This window comes from Ectopseudomonas chengduensis (genome assembly GCF_900102635.1).
GTDB lineage: Bacteria > Pseudomonadota > Gammaproteobacteria > Pseudomonadales > Pseudomonadaceae > Aquipseudomonas > Aquipseudomonas chengduensis.
In genome coordinates, this window is sequence record NZ_FMZQ01000013.1 from 47,890 (window position 1) to 72,899 (window position 25,010).

General features: G+C 63.7%; 17 protein-coding genes. 10 read left to right on the forward strand and 7 right to left on the reverse strand.

From position 1 onward, the window contains the following. The first annotated feature begins 49 nt into the window (after nucleotides 1-49). The 7 genes from ssuD to cysW all read left to right on the forward strand — a co-directional run bounded on the left by ssuD (nucleotide 50) and on the right by cysW (nucleotide 6,496). Complete coding sequence (gene ssuD, locus BLS08_RS19040; protein WP_003464431.1) at nucleotides 50-1,198, forward strand: FMNH2-dependent alkanesulfonate monooxygenase; 1,149 nt, start codon at nucleotides 50-52, stop codon at nucleotides 1,196-1,198. Between the two features lie 162 nt (nucleotides 1,199-1,360). Further along, entirely contained in the window at nucleotides 1,361-2,155 is a 795-nt protein-coding gene (gene ssuC / locus BLS08_RS19045) for an aliphatic sulfonate ABC transporter permease SsuC (protein ID WP_003464428.1), read from the forward strand. Next, nucleotides 2,152-2,952 carry an aliphatic sulfonates ABC transporter ATP-binding protein gene (gene ssuB / locus BLS08_RS19050; RefSeq protein WP_003464426.1) on the forward strand — a complete coding sequence of 267 codons (801 nt, stop codon included), beginning with the start codon at nucleotides 2,152-2,154 and terminating at the stop codon, nucleotides 2,950-2,952. Before ssuC ends, ssuB begins: the two co-directional genes overlap by 4 nt. An 87-nt stretch (nucleotides 2,953-3,039) precedes the next feature. Next, nucleotides 3,040-3,255, forward strand: a complete 216-nt coding sequence (locus BLS08_RS19055; protein WP_003242436.1) for a TOBE domain-containing protein — start codon at nucleotides 3,040-3,042, stop codon at nucleotides 3,253-3,255. A gap of 281 nt (nucleotides 3,256-3,536) precedes the next feature. Further along, nucleotides 3,537-4,553, forward strand: coding sequence for a thiosulfate ABC transporter substrate-binding protein CysP (cysP, locus tag BLS08_RS19060; RefSeq protein WP_017676000.1), 1,017 nt, complete (start codon nucleotides 3,537-3,539; stop codon nucleotides 4,551-4,553). A gap of 279 nt (nucleotides 4,554-4,832) precedes the next feature. Next, nucleotides 4,833-5,672, forward strand: a complete 840-nt coding sequence (cysT, locus tag BLS08_RS19065) for a sulfate ABC transporter permease subunit CysT (RefSeq protein ID WP_090337167.1) — start codon at nucleotides 4,833-4,835, stop codon at nucleotides 5,670-5,672. Then, complete coding sequence (gene cysW, locus BLS08_RS19070) at nucleotides 5,669-6,496, forward strand: sulfate ABC transporter permease subunit CysW (RefSeq protein WP_021490647.1); 828 nt, start codon at nucleotides 5,669-5,671, stop codon at nucleotides 6,494-6,496. The genes cysT and cysW overlap by 4 nt, the downstream gene beginning before the upstream one ends. A 109-nt stretch (nucleotides 6,497-6,605) precedes the next feature. On the opposite strand, the gene BLS08_RS19075 is transcribed toward cysW, so the two are convergent. From BLS08_RS19075 to BLS08_RS19105, 7 genes are read right to left on the reverse strand one after another with little or no spacing between them, the layout of a single operon-like run. Continuing rightward, on the reverse strand, nucleotides 6,606-8,285 hold the full coding sequence (locus BLS08_RS19075; RefSeq protein ID WP_090337168.1) for a diguanylate cyclase: 1,680 nt from the start codon (nucleotides 8,283-8,285) through the stop codon (nucleotides 6,606-6,608). After that, nucleotides 8,278-8,664 (reverse strand): response regulator, encoded by a 387-nt coding sequence (locus tag BLS08_RS19080; protein WP_090337170.1) that lies wholly within the window; start codon nucleotides 8,662-8,664, stop codon nucleotides 8,278-8,280. Before BLS08_RS19080 ends, BLS08_RS19075 begins: the two co-directional genes overlap by 8 nt. Continuing rightward, on the reverse strand, nucleotides 8,657-11,554 hold the full coding sequence (locus tag BLS08_RS19085) for a CHASE domain-containing protein (protein ID WP_090337171.1): 2,898 nt from the start codon (nucleotides 11,552-11,554) through the stop codon (nucleotides 8,657-8,659). Before BLS08_RS19085 ends, BLS08_RS19080 begins: the two co-directional genes overlap by 8 nt. Then, nucleotides 11,551-13,473, reverse strand: a complete 1,923-nt coding sequence (locus tag BLS08_RS19090; protein ID WP_090337174.1) for an ATP-binding protein — start codon at nucleotides 13,471-13,473, stop codon at nucleotides 11,551-11,553. Before BLS08_RS19090 ends, BLS08_RS19085 begins: the two co-directional genes overlap by 4 nt. Beyond that, a complete protein-coding gene (locus BLS08_RS26790; RefSeq protein ID WP_090337176.1) occupies nucleotides 13,470-17,336 on the reverse strand; it encodes a PAS domain S-box protein in 3,867 nt (1,288 codons plus the stop codon). The genes BLS08_RS19090 and BLS08_RS26790 overlap by 4 nt, the downstream gene beginning before the upstream one ends. A gap of 10 nt (nucleotides 17,337-17,346) precedes the next feature. After that, entirely contained in the window at nucleotides 17,347-18,468 is a 1,122-nt protein-coding gene (locus BLS08_RS19100) for an HDOD domain-containing protein (RefSeq protein WP_090337178.1), read from the reverse strand. 2 nt (nucleotides 18,469-18,470) lie between these two features. After that, nucleotides 18,471-20,768 (reverse strand): putative bifunctional diguanylate cyclase/phosphodiesterase, encoded by a 2,298-nt coding sequence (locus BLS08_RS19105; RefSeq protein WP_090337179.1) that lies wholly within the window; start codon nucleotides 20,766-20,768, stop codon nucleotides 18,471-18,473. A gap of 168 nt (nucleotides 20,769-20,936) precedes the next feature. Between BLS08_RS19105 and desA the strand changes: the two genes are divergently transcribed. The 3 genes from desA (at nucleotide 20,937) to BLS08_RS19120 (ending at nucleotide 24,982) form a co-directional block, all read left to right on the forward strand. Further along, nucleotides 20,937-22,127 (forward strand): delta-9 fatty acid desaturase DesA, encoded by a 1,191-nt coding sequence (desA, locus tag BLS08_RS19110; protein WP_090337182.1) that lies wholly within the window; start codon nucleotides 20,937-20,939, stop codon nucleotides 22,125-22,127. Between the two features lie 110 nt (nucleotides 22,128-22,237). Continuing rightward, a complete protein-coding gene (locus tag BLS08_RS19115) occupies nucleotides 22,238-23,209 on the forward strand; it encodes a GGDEF domain-containing protein (protein WP_021490639.1) in 972 nt (323 codons plus the stop codon). Between the two features lie 426 nt (nucleotides 23,210-23,635). Continuing rightward, complete coding sequence (locus BLS08_RS19120; protein WP_090337184.1) at nucleotides 23,636-24,982, forward strand: OprD family porin; 1,347 nt, start codon at nucleotides 23,636-23,638, stop codon at nucleotides 24,980-24,982. The last annotated feature ends 28 nt before the right edge of the window (nucleotides 24,983-25,010 follow it).

Consider the following 25,010-nt stretch of genomic DNA (forward strand, 5'->3'; position numbering starts at 1 on the left):
CGGATTGCATCCGGGCTACGTCAACGCTTTCGTGAAAGGAGACAACTCCATGAGCCTCAACATCTTCTGGTTCCTGCCTACCCATGGCGATGGCAAGTACCTGGGCACCGCCGAAGGCGCGCGCGCCGTCGACCACGGCTACCTGGCCCAGGTCGCCCAGGCGGCTGACCGCCTCGGTTATGGCGGCGTGCTGATTCCCACCGGGCGTTCCTGCGAGGACTCCTGGCTGGTGGCCGCCTCGCTGATCCCGCTCACGCAGAATCTGAAGTTTCTCGTTGCCCTGCGCCCGGGGATCATTTCGCCGACCGTGGCTGCGCGCCAGGCGGCGACCCTGGATCGCCTGTCGAACGGCCGTGCGCTGTTCAATCTGGTGACCGGGGGCGATCCGGACGAGCTGGCCGGCGATGGTCTGCACCTGTCGCACGCCGAGCGCTATGAGGCTTCCGTCGAATTCACCCGTATCTGGCGCCGCGTTCTGGAAGGCGAAACCGTCGACTACGACGGCAAGCATATCCAGGTGAAGGGCGCCAAGCTGCTCTACCCGCCGATCCAGCAGCCGCGTCCGCCGCTGTATTTCGGTGGGTCGTCCGACGCGGCGCAGGATCTGGCCGCCGAGCAGGTCGAGCTGTACCTGACCTGGGGCGAGCCGCCGGCTGCGGTGGCCGAGAAGATCGCTCAGGTGCGCGAGAAGGCTGCTGCGCAGGGCCGCGAAGTGCGCTTCGGCATTCGCCTGCACGTGATCGTGCGCGAGACCAATGAGGAAGCCTGGGCGGCGGCGGATCGCCTGATCAGCCACCTGGATCAGGACACCATCGACCGTGCCCAGGCGTCGCTGGCGCGCTTCGACTCCGTTGGCCAACAGCGCATGGCCGCTTTGCACGGTGGCAAGACCGACAACCTGGAAGTGTCGCCGAACCTCTGGGCCGGTGTCGGCCTGGTGCGCGGCGGCGCTGGCACTGCGCTGGTCGGCGATGGCCCGACCGTGGCAGCTCGGGTCAAGGAGTATGCGGAGCTGGGCATCGACACCTTCATCTTCTCCGGCTACCCGCATCTGGAAGAGTCGTACCGGGTCGCCGAACTGCTGTTCCCGCATCTGGACGTAGCCCAGCCGCAGCGTCCGGAAAGTCGCGGTTATGTCAGCCCGTTCGGCGAAATGATCTCCAGCGACATTTTGCCGAAGGCGGCTTCGGCGAGTTGAGGTTGGTGCAGTCACTGGTTGCCCCGGATTGCATCCGGGCTACGGACTGAAAAGCACCCTCTCCCCCAGCCCCTCTCCCGCAAGCGGGAGAGGGTTGGGGAGAGGGCCGATGTGGCCCGAATGCAATCCGGGGACAGAGATACAGAATTTTTCGAGGCAACCATGAGCAACACGACTCTTCACAAACTGGCTCTTCGCGCTGCGCCCTGGGCCTTGCCGCTGGGGCTGCTGGCCGCCTGGCAACTGGCGGTGGCCAGCGGTTGGCTGTCCAGCCGCATCCTGCCGGCGCCCAGCGCCGTGCTCGCCGCCGGCTGGGCGCTGCTGGCCTCCGGCGAAATCTGGCAGCACCTGGCGATCAGTGGCCAGCGCGCCGGTATCGGCTTCGCCATTGGCGGCGGCATCGGCTTGCTGCTGGGCTTTATCACCGGCCTTTCGAAATGGGGCGAGCGCTTTCTCGACAGTTCGGTGCAGATGATTCGCAACGTGCCGCACCTGGCGCTGATCCCGCTGGTGATCCTCTGGTTCGGCATCGACGAGGCGGCCAAGGTGTTCCTGGTCGCGCTCGGCACGCTGTTCCCGATCTACCTCAACACCTACCACGGCATCCGCAACGTCGATCCGGCGCTGGTGGAGATGGCGCGCAGCTATGGCTTGTCCGGCTTCTCGCTGTTCCGTCAGGTGATCCTGCCGGGTGCGTTGCCGTCGATCCTGGTTGGCGTGCGTTTCGCTCTGGGCTTCATGTGGCTGACGCTGATCGTCGCGGAGACCATCTCTGCCAGCAGTGGCATTGGCTACCTGGCGATGAACGCCCGCGAATTCCTGCAGACCGATGTGGTGGTGCTGGCGATTCTGCTCTACGCGGTGCTCGGCAAGCTGGCCGACGTCGCCGCCCGTGGTCTTGAGCGCATCTGGCTGCGCTGGCATCCGGCCTATCAGGTCAAGGCAGGTGGGCAATGACAGCGCTGCATAACATTCGTCAGGGCATTCCCCTGGCGATCGAGAAGATCGAGAAATCCTTCGGCGAGCGCCAGGTGCTCAAGGGCATCGACCTGCATATCCCGGCCGGCCAGTTCGTCGCCGTGGTCGGCCGCAGCGGCTGTGGCAAGAGCACGCTGCTGCGCCTGCTGGCCGGTCTGGATCAGCCCAGCGGTGGCCAGTTGCTGGCCGGCAATGGCTCGCTCAACGCGGTGCGTGAAGACATTCGCCTGATGTTCCAGGACTCGCGTCTGCTGCCCTGGAAGCGGGTGATCGACAACGTCGGCCTGGGTCTTTCCGGCAACTGGCGCAAGCAGGCCGAGGAAGCCCTGGCGGCGGTCGGCCTGGCGGATCGTGCCAATGAGTGGCCGGCGGCACTGTCCGGCGGGCAGAAGCAGCGCGTGGCCCTGGCCCGTGCATTGATCCATCGGCCGCGCCTGCTGCTGCTCGATGAGCCGCTGGGCGCGCTGGATGCGCTGACCCGCATCGAGATGCAGCAACTGATCGAACGTCTGTGGCAGCAGCATGGCTTCACCGTGCTGCTGGTCACCCACGACGTCGCCGAAGCGGTGGCCGTAGCGGACCGGGTAATTCTCATCGAGGACGGTCAGATCGGCCTCGACCTCGATGTGCAACTGCTGCGCCCGCGTCCGCATGGCTCGCCGCTGCTGGCTGCGTTGGAAGCGCGGGTGCTCGACCGGGTGCTGGCACAGCCGGAGTTGCCGACCCCACCAGACCCCGTATCACCTCTGCCCACGCAATTGCGTTGGGCGCTGTGAGACCGTAGCCCGGATGTAATCCGGGACGGCTCAAGAATTCCCCGGATTGCATCCGGGCTACATCAGTGGACCATCAGGAGAAACACCATGACCATCAAAGCCATCAACGTGCGTAACCAGTTCAAGGGCAGCATCAAGGAAATCGTCATCGGCGACGTGCTGTCGGAAATCGACGTGCAGACTGCCGCCGGCATCGTCACCTCGGTGATCACCACCCGCTCCGTGCGCGAACTGGAATTGCAGGTGGGCAGTGAAGTGATCGCTTTCGTGAAATCCACCGAAGTGTCCATCGCCAAGCTCTGATCGCTCTTGCGCCACCCTGGCCGCTCCTCGGGGCGGCCGGGGCAAGGTGCCACCGTTACTTCCCGCGCTCCTCCTTGTTCGCCACTTCCGGCTCCTTCCCGTATGCTTCCCCGTCTTTCCCTGGCCGCACCTATGCGGCGGGTTCGTCTGATGGCGTGGTTGATTTTTATCTGGTTATAAGCAGATAAGAAAATAGTATTTTTCGGATATATACCGTTGCGCCACAATCGCGCCATCAAAACGCCTGCTTGCAGGCTCTGCCAACGATAAGGAAGCCGCTCATGCTGAAGAAGATCCTCCTGGCCAGTGTGGCCAGTGCCACCCTGCTGACTGGCTCGCTGAGCCATGCTGCTGCCGACACGCCGTTCCACAACGCCTCCTACGACATCGCCCGCGAGCTGTTCGGCGAGATCAATCCGCTGTTCGTCGAGCACTGGAAGCAGCAGAGCGGCAAGGAAGTGAAGATCATCCAGTCCTTCGCCGGTACCTCGCGTCAGGCGCAGGACATCATCCAGGGCAAGAAGGTCGACGTCGTCACCTTTAACCAGGTAACCGATGTGGACATCCTGGCCAAGCGCGGTCTGCTGCGTGAAGACTGGGCCAAGCAGTTCCCCAACAACGCCTCGCCGTACTACAGCACCACCGCGTTCCTGGTGCGTGAAGGCAACCCGAAGAACATCAAGAGCTGGGATGACCTGATTCGCGACGACGTGAAGCTGGTATTCCCCAACCCGAAAACCTCCGGCAACGCCCGCTACAGTTACCTGGGCGCCTGGCTGTTCGCCAACGAGAAATTCAATGGCGACGAGGAGAAGGTAAAGGCCTTCGTCGGCAAGCTGCTGAAGAACGTCGAGAACTTCCCCACTGGCGGCCGTGGCGCCACCGTGGCCTTCGCCCAGAACGGCCAGGGCGACGTGCTGCTGACCTTCGAGTCGGAAGTGATCAACATCGCCAAGGGTGACGAGTTCAAGTCTGCCAACCTGGAAATCGTGGTGCCGGAAGTCAGCGTGCTGGCCGAGTTCCCGGTGGCCATCGTCGACAAGGTGGCCGACGAGCGCGGCACCCGCGAGCAGGCCAAGGCCTTCCTCGACTTCCAGTACAGCAAGGACATCCAGCAGCTGCTGACCCGCTACAACTACCGCGTGCACAACCTGGAAGTGGTCGAGGCGACCAAGGCGCAGTTCGCACCGGTACGCCTGATCAACCCGAACGAGATCCTCGGTAGCTGGGATGACATCACCGCCAAGCACTTCGACAACGGTGGTATCCTTGACCAGCTTCTCGCGACTGGGCGCTGAGCGCGCCGGTCTGGCGTAGCAGGCTGTTGAAAAACGTAGGCGAGGCAGGCAAGACAAGGCAAAAACGGCCGAAAAAGCGCAGTTTACGTGCTGTAAATGAGCATTTTGAGGCCATTTTTAACGCAGTATTGCCAACGTAGGTAGTTTTTCAACGGCCTGTTAGGGCGGGTGTAACCCGCCAGCCATGAGTGGCGGGTTACACCCGCCCTACGCGAGCATCGTAATGGTCAGTTGGCCGCCTTATTGGCGGCCAACTGCATTTGTAGAGCCGAGCTTTTCGTGAGTAAACCGACGCTGTTCTTCCTGCAGACTCCGCTGCTGCCTGGCTTCGGCCTGAGCTTCGGCGTCAGCGTGCTGTACCTGTCGCTGGTGATCCTGTTGCCGCTGTCGGCGCTGCTGTTGTACGTCAGCGACATGACCTGGGCGCAGTACTGGTTCGCGATCAGCGATCCGCGTGTGGTGCAGACCTACAAGGTGACCATCTCGGCGGCCTTCTACTCGACGCTGGCGGTGCTGGTGCTGGGTCTGCTGCTGGCCTGGGTCATCACCCGCTACGACTTCCCTGGTCGGCGCATCGTCGATGCGCTGGTCGACCTGCCGTTTGCCCTGCCGACCTCGGTCGCCGGCCTGACCCTCGCCGCGCTGCTGGTACCCAACGGCTGGATCGGCCAGTGGCTGGGCTTCAAGGTGGCCTACGCCTACGCCGGTATCGTGGTGGCGATGGTCTTTACCAGCATTCCCTTCGTGGTGCGTACCGTGCAGCCGGTGCTGCAGGATCTTGGCTCGGAATACGAGGAGGCCGCGCGCACCCTGGGCGCCAGCCGCGTGCAGACCTTTCGCAAGGTGATCCTGCCGACTCTGACCCCGGCGCTGGTCACCGGTGGCTCGCAGGCCTTCGTGCGCAGCCTCGGCGAGTTCGGCGCGGTGATCATGATCGCCGGCAACATTCCCTACCAGACGGAGGTCAGCTCGCTGATGATTTTCGTCCGTCTGCAGGAGTTCAATTACCCGGCGGCGGCGGCCATTGCTTCGGTGATCCTGCTTGCCTCGCTGACTCTTCTGTTCCTCCTGCAGGTCGTGCAGGGACGTCTGTTCGCATGGCAACGGCAAGGTCGATGAAAAAGCCCCAAGATTGGCGCCAGTGGGCGCTGGTAATCCTCGGTCTGATGGTGGTGGCGCTGATTCTGCTGGTGCCGCTGGCGCTGATCTTCACCAAGGCGCTGGCTGGTGGGCTTGACCTGCTGTGGAGCAACCTCGGCGAGGACTACATGCTCCACGCCATCGGGTTGACCCTGCTGGTGGCCGCCATCACCGTGCCGCTGAACCTGTGCTTCGGCATTTGCCTGGCCTGGTGCGTGACGCACTACGATTTTCGCGGGCGCAAACTGCTGACCACGCTGGTCGACATTCCCTATGCGGTATCGCCGGTGGTCGCCGGCCTCTGTTATCTGGTGGTCTACGGCCTGGAGAGCTTCATCGGCCGCTGGTTCTACGATAACGGCATGCAGTTGATGTTCGCCTGGCCGGGCATCGTCATGGTCACCGTATTCGTCACCGCGCCCTATGTGGCGCGCATTCTGATTCCGGTGATGCAGGCCCAGGGCCAGGACGAAGAAGCCGCTGCCATGTGCCTGGGTGCCAGCGGCTGGCAGATCTTCCGTCGCATCAGTCTGCCGAAGATCAAATGGGCGCTGCTCTACGGTGTGGTGGTGACCAATGCCCGCGCGGTGGGCGAGTTCGGTGCGGTGTCGGTGGTGTCCGGCACCATCATCAACCAGACCCTGACCCTGCCGCTGCTGGTCGACCAGCTCAACAACGATTACAAGCCCGCGGCGGCCTTCACTGCCGCCGGCCTGCTGGCGTGCATGGCGCTGCTCACCCTGTTCCTGAAAACCTTCATGGAGTGGCGTCAGCGCCAGCTGATGCAACGCGCCGAGGCCTGATAAGGGTGAACGCTTATGGTGGATGTGAAGAGTGGCATCCCTAGGGGCTTCATTTCCTATCGCGGCTGAACCCGCTCCTACGGAGCGTGGTGCTGGTGTAGGAGCGGCTTCAGCCGCGATGCTCTTCCGACGCTGCCACCTGCACCTGATTGCGACCACCATGCTTGGCCGCATACAGCGCCTTGTCGGCGCGCTCGCGCAGTTGCTCGGCTTCACTGTGCACATCGGTGCCGGCGATACCGGCACTCAGGGTGCAGGAGAATTCGCCGCCATCGGCGATGAAGCGCAACTCGGCGAAGCGTTCGCGAATCTCGTCGACGATCTGCTTGGCCTGTTGCGGGGTGCAGTCCGGCAGTACCGCGAGAAACTCCTCGCCGCCATAGCGCCCCAGACTGTCGACCCGACGCAGGCGCTGGCGCAGCAGGTTGGCCAGGGCGCGGATGACGTTGTCGCCGGCGGCGTGACCATGTTCGTCGTTGACCCGTTTGAAGTGATCGATATCCAGCATCACCACACTGGCGCGGTCGCCGCTGCGTAGCGCGCGCTCCAGCTCGATGGCCACCTGCTCCTTGATATCGCCATGCTTGAGCAGGCCGGTGAGGCTGTCGCGCGCCAGGGCGTTGGACAGCAGACGTGCGCGCTGAGCGCGGGAGAACACGGTGGCGACTAGGGCGTTGTCGGAAATCGGCTTGGTGACGAAGTCGTCGCCGGCCTTGATCAGCGCATTCATCTGCTTGCCGATATCGGTTTCCGCCGACAGGTAGATGATCGGGATGCGCAGCCAGTCGTCGTTGCAACGGATGATCTGCGCCAGCTCAGGGCCGGTACAGTCCGGCATGTTGACGTCGAGCAGCACCACCTCGGGATTGAAGTCGCGCAGATGCTCGAAGATCTGCGCCGGGTCCTGAAGGATTTCCACCAGCATGCCGGCGTCGCGCAGCACCAGGCTGTAGCGGCTGGCCAGATCGCGGTCGTCGTCGACGATCAGCACTCGGTAGGGCTCGCCGCTCTGCTGAGCGAAGCAGCGTTCCAGGCGGCTTTCCAGCTGCGGAATGTCCACCGGCTTGGCGAAGAAACCCAATGCACCGGCCCGCACCGCCTGCAACTGGGTGGCGAAGTCATCCTGGTGAGTCAGCACCAGCAGCGGCAGTGGCACCTCCAGGCGCTGCTGCAGGCCTGCGGCATAGTCCAGGCCGCTGCAGTCTTCGCTGGCCAGATTGACGTCGACGATCAGCGCGTCCGGTATCTGCTGCTCCAGGGCCGCATCGAGACCGGCGATGGAATTGAAGTGCTCGGCCTGATAGCCGAAGTTGTTCAGGGTCAGGCGCATGTTTTCGCCTACGGCTATTTCATTCTCGAGGATGTAGATGAGCCGGGACTCGGTGTCTCCACGTAGCGCCTGTGGTATCTGCTGCTGCACTGCGCCGGGTGCCGCGTTGCTGGAGGTCTGGTTGCCCAGGCGTTGCAGCGCCGCGATGAATTCGCCGAGTTCGTGCTGCAGGCGTTGCTGATGTTCCAGCCAGCGCTCGGCCTGTTGTTCCAGCTCCCGCGCTTGCTGGCCAAGCTGGTCGAAACCGAAGGTGCCGGCACTGCCGGCCAGGCGATGCAGCTGGTCGCGTAGCGCCTGCAACAGGTGCCTGCGCTGCTCGTCGCCGGCCTCGAGCAGTTGCTCGCTCTGCTGCGTCAGTTGCGGAAGCTCCTGGTGCAGGCGTTCGGCGAATTGCTGGCCGAGCTGCTGCAGGCGCTCCTGCAGGGTCTGAGGAATGGCGTTGCCGTCGTGTTTATCCATGGCGTCGGCTCCAGATCTGCCGGATCTGGGCGGCAAGCTGCATGGGATCGAAGGGTTTCACGATCACGTCGAGCGCGCCCAGGCTGCGGTAATGGGCCACTTCACCGGGCTGGACCTTGGCCGTCATGAAGGCTACTGGCACCTCACCGATATCCACCAGTTCGCGCAGCCTCTCCAGCGTTTGCGGGCCGTCCATGCCTGGCATTATCACGTCGAGCAGGATGAAGTCGGGCGCGAAGCCTTGTACCTGATCGAGCGCTTCCTGGCCGCTGGCGCAGCTCAGCACCTGGAAGCCGCCAACGGCTTCCAGAGCGACCTTGGCCACGGCCTGGATCGAGGGGTCGTCCTCGACGTGAAGGATGCGCTTGAGCTCAGTCATGGCGGGTCTCCTTGGCGGGTAACAGGCGGTTGAGCATGTGCAGGAAGTGTTGTCCATCATTGCGTGATTTGGCCAGTGCCGCGCTCACCCCGGCCAATTCATGGCCATCCATCTCGCTGGCCGAGAGCACGGCCACCGGTAGCCCTGGCAGCTGGTTCTGCAGTTCATCGAGCAGCTCCAGGCCGTTGCCGTCGGGCAGACCGAGATCGAGCAGAACCAGGTCGAAAGGCTGCTCGGCGAGCAGGCGACGCGCTTCGGCGAGGCTGTCGGCGGGAACGAACTCGGCCAGCTCGCGGCCCTGTTCGGCGACCACCATACGCAGATCGTGATCGTCTTCCACGTGTAGCACGCGTGGGCTCTGCGGCAGATTCTGCAAGGCCTGAGCAAGGCTGGCGAGCAAGCGCTGCGGGTCGATCGGCTTGCTCAGCCAGTCCAGCGCGGGCACGCCGTCCAGTGCCAGGCGGCCCTCTTCACAGGCGGCCGATACCACCAGAATCGGCAGCTCGCGATAGCGCGCGTCGGCGCGCAGTTCTTGTACCAGTTGCATGCCGTCGCCGTCCGGCAGGCGCAGATCGAGGCTGATGGCGGCGGGTATTTCCTCACGCAGACGGGCGCGTGCTTCGCCCAGGCTGTGAGCCAGACGCACGCGATAACCGGCATTTTCCAGCAACTGGCGCAGCAGGTTGGCGATGTCCGGTTCGTCCTCGACCACCAGCAGGCTGCGCCGGCCGTCGCTGGCCGCGGGCAGGGCGGCTTCGGCCAGCGTGGGCAGCTCGAACCAGAAGCAGGCGCCCTGGCCCTCTACCGAGTCGAAGCCGATCTGCCCGCCCATGCGTTCGATCAACTCCTTGCTGATCGCCAGGCCCAGGCCGGTGCCGCCCTTGCTGCGGCTGTCGCTGGCGTCGGCCTGGGAGAACTTGCTGAAGATGCGCTGGCGAAATTCGGCGGCGATGCCTGGGCCCTGGTCGCTGACCTCGACGCGCACGCGAGCGCCACGACCTTCGGCGCGCAGGCATACTTCGGCGCCGGGCGGCGAGTACTTCACGGCGTTGGAGATGAAGTTGGCCAGCACCTGCTGCAGACGCATGGCATCGACCCGTACGCGGGCCGCTACGCAGTCGAGCAGGCGCAGCTTGACCTGGTGGCGGTCGGCGTAGGCCTGGTTGCTGTCCAGCGCCTCTTGGAGCTGGGCGGCAAGTGCGCAGGGTTGCAGGTCGAACTGCATCTTGCCGGCTTCCAGTTTGTCCATGTCCAGCAGATCGTTGATCAGGTGGCTGAGACGCTGGCTGTTGGCTTGGGCGATGCCCAGCATGGTGCGCATGCTTTCCGGTACCGTGCCCAGTGCGCCGCCATTGATCAGGCCCAGCGAGCCGGCGATGGCGGTCAGCGGTGTGCGCAGCTCGTGGCTGACGGTGGAGACGAACTCGCTCTTGAGGCGCTCGATACGCTTGGCCTCGCTCTGGTCCATGGTGGTGCCGGTGATGCGCAGCGGGTAGCCGTTGTCGTCGCGCTGGATGTAGCCGCGCAGCAGCACCGGCAGGTCGCTGCCGTCGACACGCAGCAGGCGACAGTCGATGGTGAAGTTGCTGGCGCCTGTGGACAGCGCATGTTTCAGACGAGCGCGCGTTGCGGGCAGATCGTCCGGGTGCACCAGGTTTTCCCAGGCCCAGGGGTCATCGGCAAAACCCGGCGGGCCCTGTTCCGGATAGCCGAGCATCTGCCAGCCGTGGGCCGAGGCGAAGAAGCTGCCGGCCTTGACCTCGATATCCCACCAACCGTCATTGCCGCCCTTGAGTGCCAGTGCCAGGCGCTCTTCGCTGCGGTGCAGCTGTTCGGTGATGCGCTCGGCCAACTGCTGTATCTGCTCGCGGCGCAGGCTCAGGCTGCTGATCAGGAAGAACAGCAGCAGGCTGATGCAGACGCCCAATGCCAGCAGTGAGCCTTCGCCGCGATGGGCGGCATCGAGAAAGCCTGGGGCGTAGTGAAAGTTCAGGTACCAGCGCTGGCCGAACAGTTCCAGCTCTCGCAGGGTGTCGGCAGGCGTATCGATGGCGTTGCCAGCGCTGCTGTAAAGCAGGTCGGCGGCAGCCGTATCGGGGCCGGCATAGAGCTCGAACTCCAGGTCGCGTTGGCGTGCACCGAGGATGCCGTGCATCAGGTCGTGCGCACGGTAGGGGCTGTAGGCAAAGCCACGCAGCGCGGCCAGGCGCTGCTCGGGAGTGTCCAGCGGTTGGCCGTGCCGGTACACCGGGGTGTACAGCAGCAAACCCGGTTGGACCTTGCCGTGGGTTTCCTGCACCAGCGTGACACGGCCGGACAGCCGGCTCTGGCCGCTGCGTGCGGCGTTCAGCATGGCGGCCTGGCGCACGGGTTCGGACAGCATGTCGAAGCCGAAGGCGACCAGATTACGTCCGGCGAAAGGCTCGATATAGCGAATGGCGCTGTACAGCGTACGCTTGCCAAGCGGGCGCACGCGGAAGTTGGGGTAGCCCTCGGCACGCATTTCGGTTTCGAAGGCGTGCAGCTGTTCGGCGGGCAATACCTGGCTGAACCCCAGGCCCTGGATACCTGGGTAGCGTTCTTCCAGGTTCAGGCGACGCGCGTAGGTGCGCCAGTCGTCGCGACTGACCTCTTTATTGGCATCGAGCAGGGCGGCGGCGCCGAGCAGGATGCTTTCCTGGTTATGCATGCGCTGGATGATGGCCTCGCTGATTTCGTCGGCAAGGAGCTCGAGCTGGCGTGAGGCGGACGCGCTCTGGCTCTGGCGCAAGCTGTCCCAGGCCAGCAGCGTCGTGCCGAGCGCCAGCGCCAGCACGCCCCAGGCCAGCAGATTGTTGCGGCTGAACAGCTGCCCGAGCAGTTGCAGGCGCAGCGTGATGTTGTCGTTCATGGCTGCACCCCGACTTGCGGCAGGTCCAGCCAGAAGGTGCTGCCTTGCCCCTCCACGGAGTCGAAGCCGATACGGCCACCCATGTGTTCGATGATCTCCTTGCTGATCGCCAGGCCCAGGCCTGTGCCACCCTGGCGGCGGGTGTCGCCGGCATCGGCCTGAGCGAATTTGCTGAAGATGCGCGGCTTGAAGTCTTGCGCGATGCCCTGGCCCTGGTCACGCACGCTGATGCGTACCCAGCCGTCCGTGGGCACGGCTGATAGCTCCACGCTCTGTCCGGCGGCAGAAAACTTGGCGGCATTGGCCAGCAGGTTGGCCAGCACCTGCTCCAGGCGCTGGGCATCGGCACATACCTGGCAATCGATGCCCGGCAGTAGCAGCAGTTGCACCCGGTGGTGCTCGGCATAGGGCTGGTTGCTGCGCAGCGCCTGCTCCAGCAGCGGGCGCAGGGCCAACGGCTGCAGATCGAAGCGCATCTTGCCGGCGACCAGCTTGTCGATGTCCAGCAGGTCGTCGATCAGCTTGCGCAGGCGCTGGCTGTTGCTCTGGGCGATTTCCAGCATCTGCTGCATCTGCTCCGGCACCGCGCCAAGGGCGCCGCCGTTGATCAGACCGAGTGAGCCGGCGATGGCGGTCAGCGGCGTGCGCAGCTCATGGCTGACGGTGGAGACGAACTCGTTCTGCAATTGCTCGCCGCGCTTGCGTTCGCTGATGTCGCTGATGAAGCCGTGCCAGAGCGTTTCGCCGCCGGGCAGGCGCTGCGGTGCGGCACGCCCCTCGACCCAGAGCGGACCGTGCAGTGGATGCAGGACGCGGTATTCCTGATGCCAGGTGCTCAGGTTCGCGGCCGAGCGGGCGATGGCGGCGTGCACCTGTGGCGCGTCATCCGGATGCAGGCGGGCGTGGAGTGGGCCGGCATCCTCGCTGACTTCTTCTGGCGTGCAGCCGTAAACGTCGCGGATTCCGGCGCTGGCATAGGGGAAGCAACTGCTGCCATCGGCGCGCAGCAGATACTGGTAGACCATGCCCGGCAGCTGTGCGGCGATGCGCTGCAGGCGCAGGCGCGCCTCTTCGCGCTGGCTGAGATCGTTGGCCACCAGCAGGTAGCCTTGGAGCGGCTGGCCTTCGGCGCGGATCGGCGAGAGATTCAGGCGCACCGGCAGATGCTGTCCGCTGCGTGCGCGCAGTTGCCCCTCGGTGCTCTGCGGCCCGCTGCTGCAGGCGGTGCACAGGCGTTCGTACTGGCCTGGTTCGAGCAGTAGCTGCGGCAGGTACTTATCCTCCAGCTCAGCGGGCGAATAGCCCAGCAGCTGCTGCGCTTCATGGTTGCTGCGCAGTACACGGCCCTGTGGGTCAAGCACCAGCACTGCACTACCGGCGTTGTCCAGCATGGCCTGGTGCATGGCGCTCTGTTCGGCCTGGCGGCGCGCCTGCAGGCGCAGCTCGAACAACTCCCCGGTCAGCTGTGCCAAGTGCTGCAACTGAGCACGCTGGTGGCTGTCGAGGTGGCGCGGCTGGCGGTCGATCACGCACAGGGTGCCGAGCGCCAGGCCCCGGCCGTCGTGCAGCGGCATGCCGGCGTAAAAGCGGATATGCGGGTCGGAAGTGACCAGCGGGTTGTCGCGAAAACGCGCGTCATCCAGGGCATTGTCCACTTCCAGGGGCGCGTCGGCGGCCACCGCATGGGCGCAGAAGGCCAGCTCGCGCGCGGTTTGCTCGGCATCCAGGCCAACCTGGCTCTTGAACCACTGGCGTTGGGCATCGACCAGCGAAATCAGGGCGATAGGGGTGTCGCAGATCTGCGCAGCCAGCGCGGTGATGTGGTCGAACATCGCTTCGGCCGGGCTGTCGAGCAGTTCCAGGGCGCGCAGGGCGGCCAGGCGCTCCTGCTCGTTGGCGGGGATCGGGGCTTGGCTCATGACGCGCTCCCTGTGATCGGTAGTTCGAACCAGAAGCTAGCACCTTGGCCTGGGGAAGAGTCGAAGCCGATATGGCCGCCCATGCGTTCGATGATTTCCTTGCAGATGGCCAGCCCCAGCCCGGTGCCGCCCTGTTGCCGGGTGTCACCGGAGTCGGCCTGGGAGAACTTGCTGAAGATGCGCGGTTTGAAGGCTTCCGGTATGCCGGGGCCGCTGTCCGCTACGCTGACGCGCAAGACCTCGCCGCACTGCTGCAGGCGCACCTCGACGCTGGCGCCCGCTGGCGAGAACTTGGCGGCGTTGGACAGCAGGTTGGCCATCACCTGGGCCAGGCGCTGAGCGTCGACCCGCACCTGGGCGTCGCCCTCGACCTGCAGGCGCAATTCGACCTGATGCTGCTCGGCATAGGGGTGGTTGTGCAGCAGCGCCTGTTCCAGCAGTGGCTGCAGTGCGCGTGTCTGCAGGTCGAAATGCATCTTGCCGGCCACCAGCTTGTCCATGTCCAGCAGGTCGTTGATCAGGGCGCTGAGACGCTGGCTGTTGCTGTGGGCGATGCTCAGCATCTGGCGCATGCTTTCCGGTACGGTGCCGAGGGCGCCGCCATTGATCAGGCCGAGCGAACCGGCGATGGCGGTGAGCGGGGTGCGCAGTTCGTGGCTGACGGTGGAGACGAATTCGTTCTTCATCTGTTCGGTGCGCTTGCGCTCGGCGATGTCGCGGATCACCGCGATAAAGCGGCGCTGCCCCTGGTGGCTGATCTGTGACATCGCCAGCTCCATGGGGAAGCATTCACCATCCTGACGCAGGCCTTCCATTTCGCCGATCTGGTTGATGGCGCAGCCTTGCCGCAGTAAGTCGCCCGCCAGGTGCGGAACCAGTTGGGTGATGCTCTGACCGGCGACCTCGGGCTGGCGATAGCCGAATATCGCTTCGGCCGCATGGTTGAAGGTTTCGATGCGGCCCTGCTCATCGATGGTGACGATGGCGTCGACCACGTTGTCGAGCAAGGTACTGAGGTAATGTTCGCGCTCGCGCACCGCGCGCTCGGCAGCGACACGATCACTGAAATCCTGAATCTGCGAGACGAAATGCACGGGCCGCCCCTCGCCGTCACGCACCAGCGACACGCTGAGCAACACCCACAGCGTGCGCCCTTGCTTGTCCAGGTAGCGTTTCTCCATCTGATAGGCGTTGATCCGCCCAGCCAGCAGATCGGCGACGTTCTGCCGATCGGCATCGAGATCGTCCGGATGGGTGACCTGCTGGTAGGTAGAGGTCAGCAGCTCTTCGCGGTCATAGCCGAGCATGCGGCACAGCTCGTCGTTGACCTCCAGCCAGCGGCCGTCCGGGCTGATCAGTGCCATGCCCTGTGGCGCGGTATTGAAGGCATTGAGAAAACGCTGTTGGCTCAGGCGCAGTTCGTCCTCCATGGCCTGGCGTTCGCTGATGTCCCAGATGAAACCGTCGACCCACAACAGCCTGCCGTGGCTGTCGTATTCGCCACGGCCTTTCTCCCGCACCCAGACGTTATGGCCATCGGCATGGCGCAGGCGGTAGGTGAGCTCGAACCTTTCCTGACGCGCGATGGCCTCGCCGATGCGGTAGGTGATGGCCAGGTCGTCGGGATGCACGATGCTGGAAAAGCTGCGTACCTGGTTGTCGATGAAGTCGCTGGCCGGGTAACCGCTGAGGTTGGCAATTTCATCGCTGATGTAGCGCATGCTCCAGTCGGCGTCGTTGGCGCAGCGATACACCACGCCAGGCAGGTTGGCCACCAGGCCGCGGAAGCGGCTCTCGCTCTTCTGCAACGCGCGGGTGGCCTGTTGCAATTCGCTGATATCGCTGGCGATGCCGAGAAAACCGGTGATCTGGCTACTCTCGTCGAACATGGCGCTGACGGTGAGGTTGACCTGGCGCAGGCTGCCGTCCTTGTGGCGATAGGTCCACTGGCGGGTTTCCGGGTCGCCGCCGCGGGCGTTATGTACTAGGACTTCGAAGCTCTCCAGCGGGTGCCCGGCGACCTCGCTGAGCTCGGCGGCGCGGGTCTGGATTTCGTCCGCGAGATGAAACATCGCCGGAGTCTGAAGTCCGATCATCTCCTCGGTGCTATAGCCGAGCAGGCGTTCGGCGCCGGAATTGAACAGGCTGATGATGCCTTGCGTGTCGGTGGCGATGATCGATACCCCGGTGGCCGAGTCCAGCACCGCTTGCAGATAGGCGCGTGCCGCGCGCACGGCGCGCTCCTGCTGCTGGCGTTCCAGAATGGCGCCGACCCAGCGGGCGAACAAGCCGAGGAAGTCGCGGTCGGCGTCATCGAATGGCTGCCTGCGTCGCTCGGGGTTGGCGAAGGCCAGGGTGCCGAATGGCTTGCCGCCCACGCGCACGGCGGTGCCGATATAGCTTTCCAGGGCGAACTGGCGATAACAGGGGTGGTGCCTGTGCGGCGAGTCGGCCATATGGGTGATGGCCAGCGCATCGTTATGCTGCAAGGCCAGGCTGCAGTAGGTGTCGCCCAGTTCGAACAGCTGGCCGTCGCTGAGGGCGTCGTCGGGAGATACCTGTACCAGCACCTGGTACTGCTCGCCCTGGATACGGCTGATGATGCCCAGCGGCATGCCGAAATGCTCGGCGCCCAGGCGCAGCGCCTGGCGCAGTTGCTCGGTGCGGCTCAGGCTGGGCAGCGCAGCGATCTCATTGAGCGCGCGCAACGCCGCCTGCTGGCGCTGCATCAGGCGCTGCGTGCTGCGCCGGGTGCTGCGTAGCAGAACCAGCAGCAGGGCCTCGGCGCCGCACCAGGCGAGCAGCCACTTGACTACCAGCCAGCGCTTGTCGCTGCGGTGCAGATTGAACTGATCGCTGACGTCGTGCCAGATCAGTGCGACCGCCAGTGGCTCTGCGCTGGGGTCGTGACGTTGCCGGTAGCTACTCAGTGCCACCTGATTGACCAGATAATGACGTTCGCTGTCGTCCAGCAGGCGCACGCTATCGCCCTCGCTCGGGGCGGGCAGTCGCTGTTGCTGTTGCCAGGCCAGGACCTGGGGCCGCGAATGATCCATCAACTGCCAGCGCTGGGTATCGCCAGCCAGGCCGCGTAGTTCTTCACCGCTGTCCGAACTCAGCAGCAAGTCGTCGCGCAGCAGCAGTGCCACACCGCTGTCGAACTCGCGGTCCAGCTGGGCAAGATCCTCGAGCACGCCCATTGCCACTTCGATGGCGCCGACCTGTTGGGGCCCGTTGTTGCTCTCGGCCAGCAACGGGGCAATGGCGCGCATGCCGACGCTGCCGCGGGTCAGGCCCAGACCGGCCTGGCTTCTGGCGCTGCGCAGCGCTTCCAGCACCATCGGGCGCCAGCCAATCTGCAGGTCGCCAAAGTGCTCGGGTTCGTGCACGCGCAGCAGCACCTTCACGTCTGGCGCCAGGTGCACGTACAGCCGAAACGGCTGGTGCGCCTGCAGGTTGCGCCAGCGCGGCGCCAGGCGGGTGTAGAGCTGACTGCGGATGTTGGCCAGGCTTTGCAGATCGCTCGACGGCAGGGCGTGAGCCTGGCGCACCAGCTCCGTCACCCAGGCATCGGCAGCGATGGTTTCCGCCAGCAGCTGCGCGCGTTCCTGCAGCCCATGCTGGGTGCTGTTCAGGGCCATGCGCTGGATGTCTGCCTGTTTGCTGATCTGTAGTTGCCAGAGCGCTTCGCGCTCGTTCAGCGCCTGGCGCCCGAGAAAGGCGAAGAACAGCGCCAGGCACAGGCTGCCACCGATGACTATCCAGCGGCCGGCGTCCCGGCGGCCGGCGTCGCGGCCACTGGCGTCGCGGCCACTGGCATTGAATTGACCGAACCAGCGATTACCCAGCCTCGGTTTACTCATTCGTCGCGCCTCAGCTCAGCCCGGCCAGGCGGCGCAGGCGCTGTACTTCCTGACTATCGGCGCTCTGCAGTTCGACGCTGGCAAGGCGCATGAGAATCGGCTCACGGCGCGCATTGCCGGGAGCCAGGCCGTAACAGGCGCCGATCAGTTCACGCAGCCCGATGGGTAAACGCCAATCTGCCTTGAGGCGGCTGGCCAGGTCGCCGCTGTATTGGCGCAGCGCTTGTTGCACTTGTTCCTCGCTCAACGGCAGACCGCGGTTGCGCCAGATCTGTGCCTGCTGCAGTACGGCCAGCTCGCCCATGCGTTGTAGCAGGGCGGCGCTGTGCAGGGGTGTCGGGTCCAGCTGGCAGGCTTTGGCCAGTGCATCGACCTTGTGCCGCAGGTTCAACTGCGCCTGCAGCAGGTTCTGGCCCAGGGTTCTCAGGTCGGCGTCCTGCAAGCTGGCTGCCGGGCGTAGCGCCAGGCCCTGAATCAGGTTCAGCGCGGTGGCTGCGCCCAGTCGGCGCACGGCATCGGGCAGGCTGGCGCAGGGCTGTCCCGTGCTGTTGTAGAGGCTGCTGTTGGCCGCAGCGATCAGCCGCGCCTGCACGGCTGGGTCCTGCTGCCAGTGTTCGCCGAGTTGCTCCAGGGTGCTGGGTGCTGCCGTGGTGTCGCGCAGTTGCTGAAAGAGTTCGTCGCGCAATGGCAGATCGATCTCCTCGTCGGGCAAGGCAGCGAGATGGTGAAGAAAGTCCTCGTCGTTGGCTGCCGCCACGTGAGGCTCATCATCGTCGGGTAACAGGCTGCGTAGGCAGTCCAGCACCTTGGGCACCTGGAAGGGTTTGCTGATAAAGGCGTTGATGCCCAGGGCGCGCACCTCGAGCACGCTATTGCGATCGGCGCGCGCGGTGATCATCACCAGCGCCACGTCACGGTCCTGGCTGCGTACCGCCTGCAATAGAAGAGTGCCGCTGCCGTCCGGCAGGTTCCAGTCGGCGATCACCAGTTGCGCCGGTTCGCGCTGCCAGGCCGAGATGGCGTCTGCCACGCGCACTTGGCAGTCGACGCGAGCGCCGGGGCGCAGGCTCAGTACGATCTGCTTGAGCAGATCGGCGATCCAGGGATCGTCTTCGAGAATCAGCACGCGCATGTTCAGCTCCTGGTGCTGGACTGGCTATCCTTCGCTTCGCTCAGCGTAGTGGTGTCGACGGCTCTGGCTACAGGTTGCGGACGGCCGAAGTGGTAGCCCTGGCCGTAGTTGCAGCCTAGCTCGCGCAGGAAGGCGGCTTGAGCGGGTTGTTCGATACCTTCGGCGAGAACCTTGAGGCCCAGGCTCTTACCCAGGGCGATCACAGCGCGGGCGATGGCGGCATCCTCCGGGTCGTCAGGCAGGCCGCGCACGAAGCTCTGGTCGAGCTTGAGCTTGTCCACTGGCAGACGCTTGAGGCGCGCCAGGGAGCTGTAGCCAGTGCCGAAGTCGTCAATGGCCAGGCGCACGCCCAGGGCGCGCAGGCTGATGAGCAGTTTCTGCGCTGCATCCGGGTCTTCCATGATGGCGCTCTCGGTGACTTCCAGCTCCAGCTGCTCGGGCGGCAGGCCTGTTTCTGCCAGTACCTGCGCCACTTTCATATCGAGTTCACCGCGGCTGAACAGGCGGCTGGAGACGTTCACCGCGACGAAACTCAGCCCACAACCCTCGGCGTTCCAGCGCACCATCTGGCGGCAGGCCTGCTCCAGTACCCAGGTATCGATGGCGCCGATCATGCCGTTGTCCTCGGCAATCGGGATGAATTCGCCAGGAGCGATCAGCCCGCGTTGCGGGTGCTGCCAGCGCACCAGTGCCTCCATGCCTACCCGGCTACCGTCACCCAGGTCATGCAACGGCTGGTAGTAAACGCGCAGCTCGTCATTGTCCAGGGCATGGCGCAGGCTGCTGGCCAGTTCCACGCGCTGACGGGCGTAGTCGGTCAGCTCCTGCACATAGAAGGCATAGCCTTCGCGGCCGCTGCTCTTGGCTTTGAACAGCGCCGAGTCGGCGTTACGCAGGATCTGCTCGACGCTATCGGCATCTTCGGGGAACAGGCTGATGCCGATGCTGGCGCCAATGTAGAGCTCGTGACCGTCGAGGCGAAAGAACGTTTCCAGGCTGCGCAGCAGACGCTGTGCAAGCTCGGCTGCCTGAGCGGCGTCGGCGCAATTTTCGCTGAGCAGGCCGAACTCGTCGCCGCCCAGCCGGGCCAGCGTGCAGCCACTGGGCAAATCCTGCTGCAGGCGTTCACCGACGCCCTTGAGCAGCAGGTCGCCGACGTTGTGGCCGAGGCTTTCGTTGATGTGCTTGAAATGGTCCAGGTCGATCAGCAGCACTGCGCCGCGTAGTTCCTCGATCTTGCTGCGCTCCAGTGCATGGGCGACGCGTTCGGTGAACAGCAGGCGATTGGGCAGGTTGCTCAGCGGATCGTGGTGGGCCAGATAATCCAGCTCACGCTGCGAACGCTTGAGCGCCGTGATGTCGGAGAACACCGCCACGTAATGGCTGACGCGCCCCTGCTCGTCGTGGATGACGCGGATGCATTGCCACTGCGGGTAGATTTCGCCGCTCTTGCGCCGGTTCCACACTTCACCGCTCCAGGCGCCACGGTTCTGCAGGGCGTGCCACAGGCTCTGGTAGAAGGCGGTGTCGTGGCGGCCGGATTTGAGCAGGTTGGGGTGCTGGCCGAGGATTTCCTCGCTGCTGTAACCGGTGATGCGGCTGAAGGCAGGGTTGACGTGCACGATGCTTTGTTCGGCATCGGTAACCAGTACCCCTTCCTGGGTGGCATCGAACACCGCTGCGGCCTGGCGCAGGCTGTCGTCGATGGCGCGTTGCTGGGTGATGTCGCTGGCTATGCCGATGAAGCGCTGCGGTTGGCCGTTTTCGTCACGCAGCAGGCGGCCGCGCGAGTGAATCCAGCGATAGCTGCCATCGGCATGGCGCAGGCGGTAGAGGTTCTCGTAGGGCTGTTCACTCAACTCGGCATTGAGTGCATGCAGCGCGCGCTCCACGTCATCCGGATGCAGGCGCGCGGCCCAGTCTTCGCGGGTATCGCCCAGGGTTTGCGGAGTGAGGCCGAGGAGCCTGGCGTAGCCCTCGGAGAAGAATACCTTGCGTCTGGACACGTCCCAGTCCCACAGGCCATCGCGTGTGGCATCCAGCGCCAGGCGCAGACGCTCCTCGTTACTGGCCAGTTCCAGGCGTGCGCGGCGGTACTGCAGGGCATGGCGGTGCAGCACCAAGTAGAGCAGCGAACTGGTGAGCGCGACGAAGAACAGGCCCTTGAGGGATTGCACGCGCTCCTGCTGCGTCACGGACAGGCCCAGGGCGGTCAACAGATGGTCGCTGAGAAGAATCCACAGAGCGGCGAGCAGGAGGTAGCCCAGGGTCAGACGCAAGGCGGCGATGTCGATACGCATGGGCAAGCGGCAGCGCTCCCTGTAAATGCTGGCCAGTATAGATGCTTCACTGCTGAAACATTCTCATCTAAAAGACCAACTGGTTTTCTGGCATGGGTCAGGGATAATGTGATCAGGTTCGTCCTTGTAGGACAAGCCGCGTTCCCCCTTCAAGAGGCAACAGCGCCCATGTGGTACAACGGTTTACTCGACCTATCGGTCTGGCAGCTGGTGGCTGCGACCTTGCTGATGACACACGTGACCATCGTCAGCGTGACTGTCTATCTGCACCGCTACTCTGCGCACCGTGCACTGGAACTGCACCCCGCGCTCAAGCATTTCTTCCGTTTCTGGCTGTGGTTGACCACGGGTCAGAACACTCGCGAGTGGACCGCGATTCACCGCAAGCATCACGCCAAGTGCGAAACCGTCGATGACCCGCATAGTCCGGTCATCAAAGGTCTGGGCACCGTGCTGCGCAAAGGTGCCGAACTCTATCAGGAAGAGGCGAAGAACCAGGAAACCCTGCGTATCTATGGCAAGAACTGCCCGGATGACTGGATCGAGCGCAATGTCTACAGCCGCTATCCGATTGGCGGCGTGACGTTGATGGCGATCATCGACCTGGCGCTGTTCGGCGTACTTGGCATGACCGTCTGGGCAATCCAGATGATGTGGATTCCGGTATGGGCCGCAGGCGTCATCAACGGTCTTGGCCACGCTGTCGGCTATCGCAACTTCGAATGCCGCGACGCCGCCACCAACCTGGTGCCCTGGGGCATCCTGATCGGCGGTGAGGAACTGCACAACAACCACCACACCTACCCCAACAGCGCCAAGTTGTCGGTGAAGAAGTGGGAGTTCGATATGGGCTGGGCCTGGATCAAGCTGTTCAGCTTCTTCGGCCTGGCTCAGGTGCAGCGTGTCGCGCCCATCGCCCATCGGGTCGAGGGCAAAGCCAGCCTGGACATGGACACCGCCATGGCCATCCTCAACAACCGTTTCCAGATCATGGCGCAGTACCGCAAGTTGGTGATCGTGCCATTGGTCAAGCAGGAAGTGGCCAAGGCCGACGAGTCCGTTCGTCACCTTTTCCGTCGTGCAAAACGTCTGCTGTCGCGTGAACCGAGCCTGCTGGAAGAGCAGCATCACGCGCACATCGCCGATATGCTGGCGCAGAGTCAGGCTCTCAAGGTGATCTACGAGAAGCGCCTGGCGCTGCAGCAGATCTGGGTCAAGACCAGCAGCAACGGCCACGACATGCTCGAAGCCATGAAACAGTGGGTACACGAGGCCGAGGTCAGCGGTATCCAGTCGCTGCGTGAGTTTGCCGAGCAGCTCAAGACCTACTCGCTGCGACCATCCAGCGCGACTGCCTGACCGCCGCTCGTTACAAGCAAAGGCCCGCCGAACTGGCGGGCCTTTGTGTATGTCCAACAGCTCGCACTATGCTCATTTCAATGCGAGGCGAAGGACGGATGGCCGCTGTAATGGACGATCAAGGCAACGCTGTTTCCGAGTTGGAAGAACTGACCTTGGCTCTACTGCACAGCCGTGCTGAAGTAGAGCGCCTGGGTGCGCGCGAACAACTGTTCAGTAGCCTGCTTGGTAGCGTCAATGCCGTGCTCTGGGCCTTCGACTGGAACGAGCAGCGGATGATCTATGTCAGCCCTGCCTATGAGCGCATCTTCGGTCGTTCCGCCGCGCTGCTTTTGGCCGACTATGGTGAGTGGCGCAACAGCATCTATCCGGACGATATCGACTACGCCGCCGAGAGCCTGGCCAAGGTGCTGGAAACCGGCGCGGTGGAGTCTCGCGAGTACCGCATCATTCGCGCTGATGGCCAATTGCGCTGGCTCAGCGACAAGTGTTTCGTCAGCCCTCGGCTGGGCGCTGAGCCCGGCAGTGTGATCGTCGGTATCGCCGAAGACATCACCGAGAAGAAGCGGCTGGAGGGCGAGCTGCATCGCCTGGCTACCACCGATGTGCTGACTCAGAGCAGCAACCGGCGGCACTTTTTCGAGTGCGCACGTCGCGAGTTCGAACATGCGCGCAAGTTCGGCAGTCCGCTGGCCTTCCTGTTGCTCGATCTCGATGACTTCAAGAAGATCAATGACCAGTACGGCCACCAGATCGGCGATGAAGTGTTGCGACGCCTGGCACATTGCGGCAGCAATGCCCTGAGGCGCGGCGATCTGTTCGGACGTATCGGTGGTGAGGAGTTCGCGGCGCTGTTCCCGGGCTGTGAGCAGGATGTGGCTTTGCAGGTGGCTGAACGACTGCAGCGTGAGGTGCAACGCCTCAGCTTTCGCCATGAGGGCACCAGCTTCGGCATCACCGTCAGTCAGGGGCTGACCAGTCTGCTGGCCACTGATGTAAGCCTCGATGCGCTCTACGCACGTGCCGATGCAGCGATGTACATGGCCAAGCGTCAAGGCAAGAATCAGATCGTCCTGGGCTGAGGGTCTGGCGATTTTCCGCCTGGGAGCAAGTTCTCATAAGCGGAAATTTGCCTATCTTGATTGTCATTACATGGTCACTGTGCTGCAGGAAAAATGTAACCTGTTGTTCTAGAGGCCTCGCAGGCCTGCTATCAGGAACTGGCGCGTTATCTGCATAGGCTCCGGCAGATGCCGGCCAGGATGTCGGCGCACAATAACAACGACGAGAGAGCATTCACCATGCACCACTCAGCCCGCCTTGTTTCGGCCGCCGCACTGCGTTCGCCGTTGTTCTGTTCTTCCTGAGTTTTTCACGTATCCATTCGAGCCTGGTTCATACCTGTCCCGGCTTGTGGGTGCGTATGCCCCATTCGTGCCGGCCTGCCTCTTCGTGCCGAAGTCTGCGCCGGACGATGCGTCACCTTAAACACACTGGAGAGAAACATAATGAGAAAGACCTCCCTGGCACTGGCCGTAGCCGCCAGCACCCTGGGCCTGAGCCAAGTCGCCTTCGCCGATTTCATCGGTGACAGCAAAGCCAGCCTGACCATGCGCAACTTCTACTTCGACCAGAACACCGTGAACACCACCAACAACAATGGTGAGGCCAGCGAGTGGGGCCAGGGCTTTATTCTCAACTATCAGTCCGGTTTCACTGAAGGCACCGTTGGCTTTGGTGTCGATGCTGTCGGCATGCTGGGCGTGCGTCTGGACGGTGGTGGTCGTGCTACCAAGACTGGTCGTGACCGTACTCCGGGCGCACTGTTCCCGCTGGAAAGCGATGGCAGTGCTGTCGACGAGTTCAGCAAGGGTGGTCTGACCGGTAAGGTTCGTTTCTCCAAGACCGAAGCTCGCGTCGGTACCTTGATGCCGAAACTGCCGATCCTGACCTCCAACGACGGTCGCCTGCTGCCGCAGATGTTCGAAGGCGGCATGATCACTTCCAACGAAATCGACAACCTGACCCTGACCGCTGGTCAGATCGAGCACGCCGTAGGCCGTGCCTCGAGCAACAGCACCGGTCTGGCCGTGGATGGCGGTAGGCAAGCCTCCAACAAGTTCTACTTCGGCGGTGGTGACTGGAAGATCAACAAGGATCTGACTGCGCAGTACTACTACGCCAACCTGGAAGACTACTACAAGCAGCATTTCGCTGGTCTGGGTCATAACCTGGCGCTGGGCGAAGGCAGCCTGAAGACTGATCTGCGTTACTTCCGTACCACTTCTGATGGCAAGAACGGCAGTGCTGCCGGCCGTGCTGGCGGCTACTCCGCCAATACCACCTTCGGTGACGGCACTGGTGAGATCGACAACAACACCTGGAGCGCCGCCTTCACCTACACCCTGCATAGCCACGCGATCATGCTGGGCTATCAGCGCGTTTCCGAGGACAGCAACTTCATCCAGCTGAACCAAGGGAGTCTGGTCAATGACAGCCTGGCCAACGAAGGTGCTGGCGGCTCCAGCGTGTACCTGCTGACCGACCGTCTGGCCCACAGCTTCACCCGTGCCGGTGAGCGCACCACCTTCGGTCAGTATACCTACGATTTTGCAGGCCTCGGTGTACCGGGTCTGAAGGCTTCGGTAGCCTATCTGAAGGGCACCAACGTTCAGCTCTCCAATGGTACTCAGGCAAAAGAATGGGAGCGTGACGTTGCACTTGATTATGTGTTCCAGGACGGCGCCATGAAGGGGCTGGGTCTGGGCTGGCGTTATGGCGTGCTGCGCGGCAATGCTGCAACCGACGTTGACCAGAACCGTCTGATCGTCAGCTACACCCTGCCGCTGATGTAAGGCGAGAGGTTTTCGGGAGGCTTGCTAA

Excerpts from the sequence above, each read along its gene's own strand:
- BLS08_RS19085 (WP_090337171.1), bottom strand. The coding sequence starts at position 11,554 with ATGAACGACAACATCACGCTGCGCCTGCAACTGCTCGGGCAGCTGTTC.
- cysP (WP_017676000.1), top strand. The coding sequence starts at position 3,537 with ATGCTGAAGAAGATCCTCCTGGCCAGTGTGGCCAGTGCCACCCTGCTG.
- BLS08_RS19105 (WP_090337179.1), bottom strand. The coding sequence starts at position 20,768 with ATGCGTATCGACATCGCCGCCTTGCGTCTGACCCTGGGCTACCTCCTG.
- BLS08_RS19090 (WP_090337174.1), bottom strand. The coding sequence starts at position 13,473 with ATGAGCCAAGCCCCGATCCCCGCCAACGAGCAGGAGCGCCTGGCCGCC.
- BLS08_RS19100 (WP_090337178.1), bottom strand. The coding sequence starts at position 18,468 with ATGCGCGTGCTGATTCTCGAAGACGATCCCTGGATCGCCGATCTGCTC.
- ssuB (WP_003464426.1), top strand. The coding sequence starts at position 2,152 with ATGACAGCGCTGCATAACATTCGTCAGGGCATTCCCCTGGCGATCGAG.
- ssuC (WP_003464428.1), top strand. The coding sequence starts at position 1,361 with ATGAGCAACACGACTCTTCACAAACTGGCTCTTCGCGCTGCGCCCTGG.
- cysW (WP_021490647.1), top strand. The coding sequence starts at position 5,669 with ATGAAAAAGCCCCAAGATTGGCGCCAGTGGGCGCTGGTAATCCTCGGT.
- BLS08_RS19080 (WP_090337170.1), bottom strand. The coding sequence starts at position 8,664 with ATGACTGAGCTCAAGCGCATCCTTCACGTCGAGGACGACCCCTCGATC.
- BLS08_RS19075 (WP_090337168.1), bottom strand. The coding sequence starts at position 8,285 with ATGGATAAACACGACGGCAACGCCATTCCTCAGACCCTGCAGGAGCGC.
- BLS08_RS19055 (WP_003242436.1), top strand. The coding sequence starts at position 3,040 with ATGACCATCAAAGCCATCAACGTGCGTAACCAGTTCAAGGGCAGCATC.
- BLS08_RS26790 (WP_090337176.1), bottom strand. The coding sequence starts at position 17,336 with ATGAGTAAACCGAGGCTGGGTAATCGCTGGTTCGGTCAATTCAATGCC.
- desA (WP_090337182.1), top strand. The coding sequence starts at position 20,937 with ATGTGGTACAACGGTTTACTCGACCTATCGGTCTGGCAGCTGGTGGCT.
- ssuD (WP_003464431.1), top strand. The coding sequence starts at position 50 with ATGAGCCTCAACATCTTCTGGTTCCTGCCTACCCATGGCGATGGCAAG.
- BLS08_RS19120 (WP_090337184.1), top strand. The coding sequence starts at position 23,636 with ATGAGAAAGACCTCCCTGGCACTGGCCGTAGCCGCCAGCACCCTGGGC.
- BLS08_RS19115 (WP_021490639.1), top strand. The coding sequence starts at position 22,238 with ATGGACGATCAAGGCAACGCTGTTTCCGAGTTGGAAGAACTGACCTTG.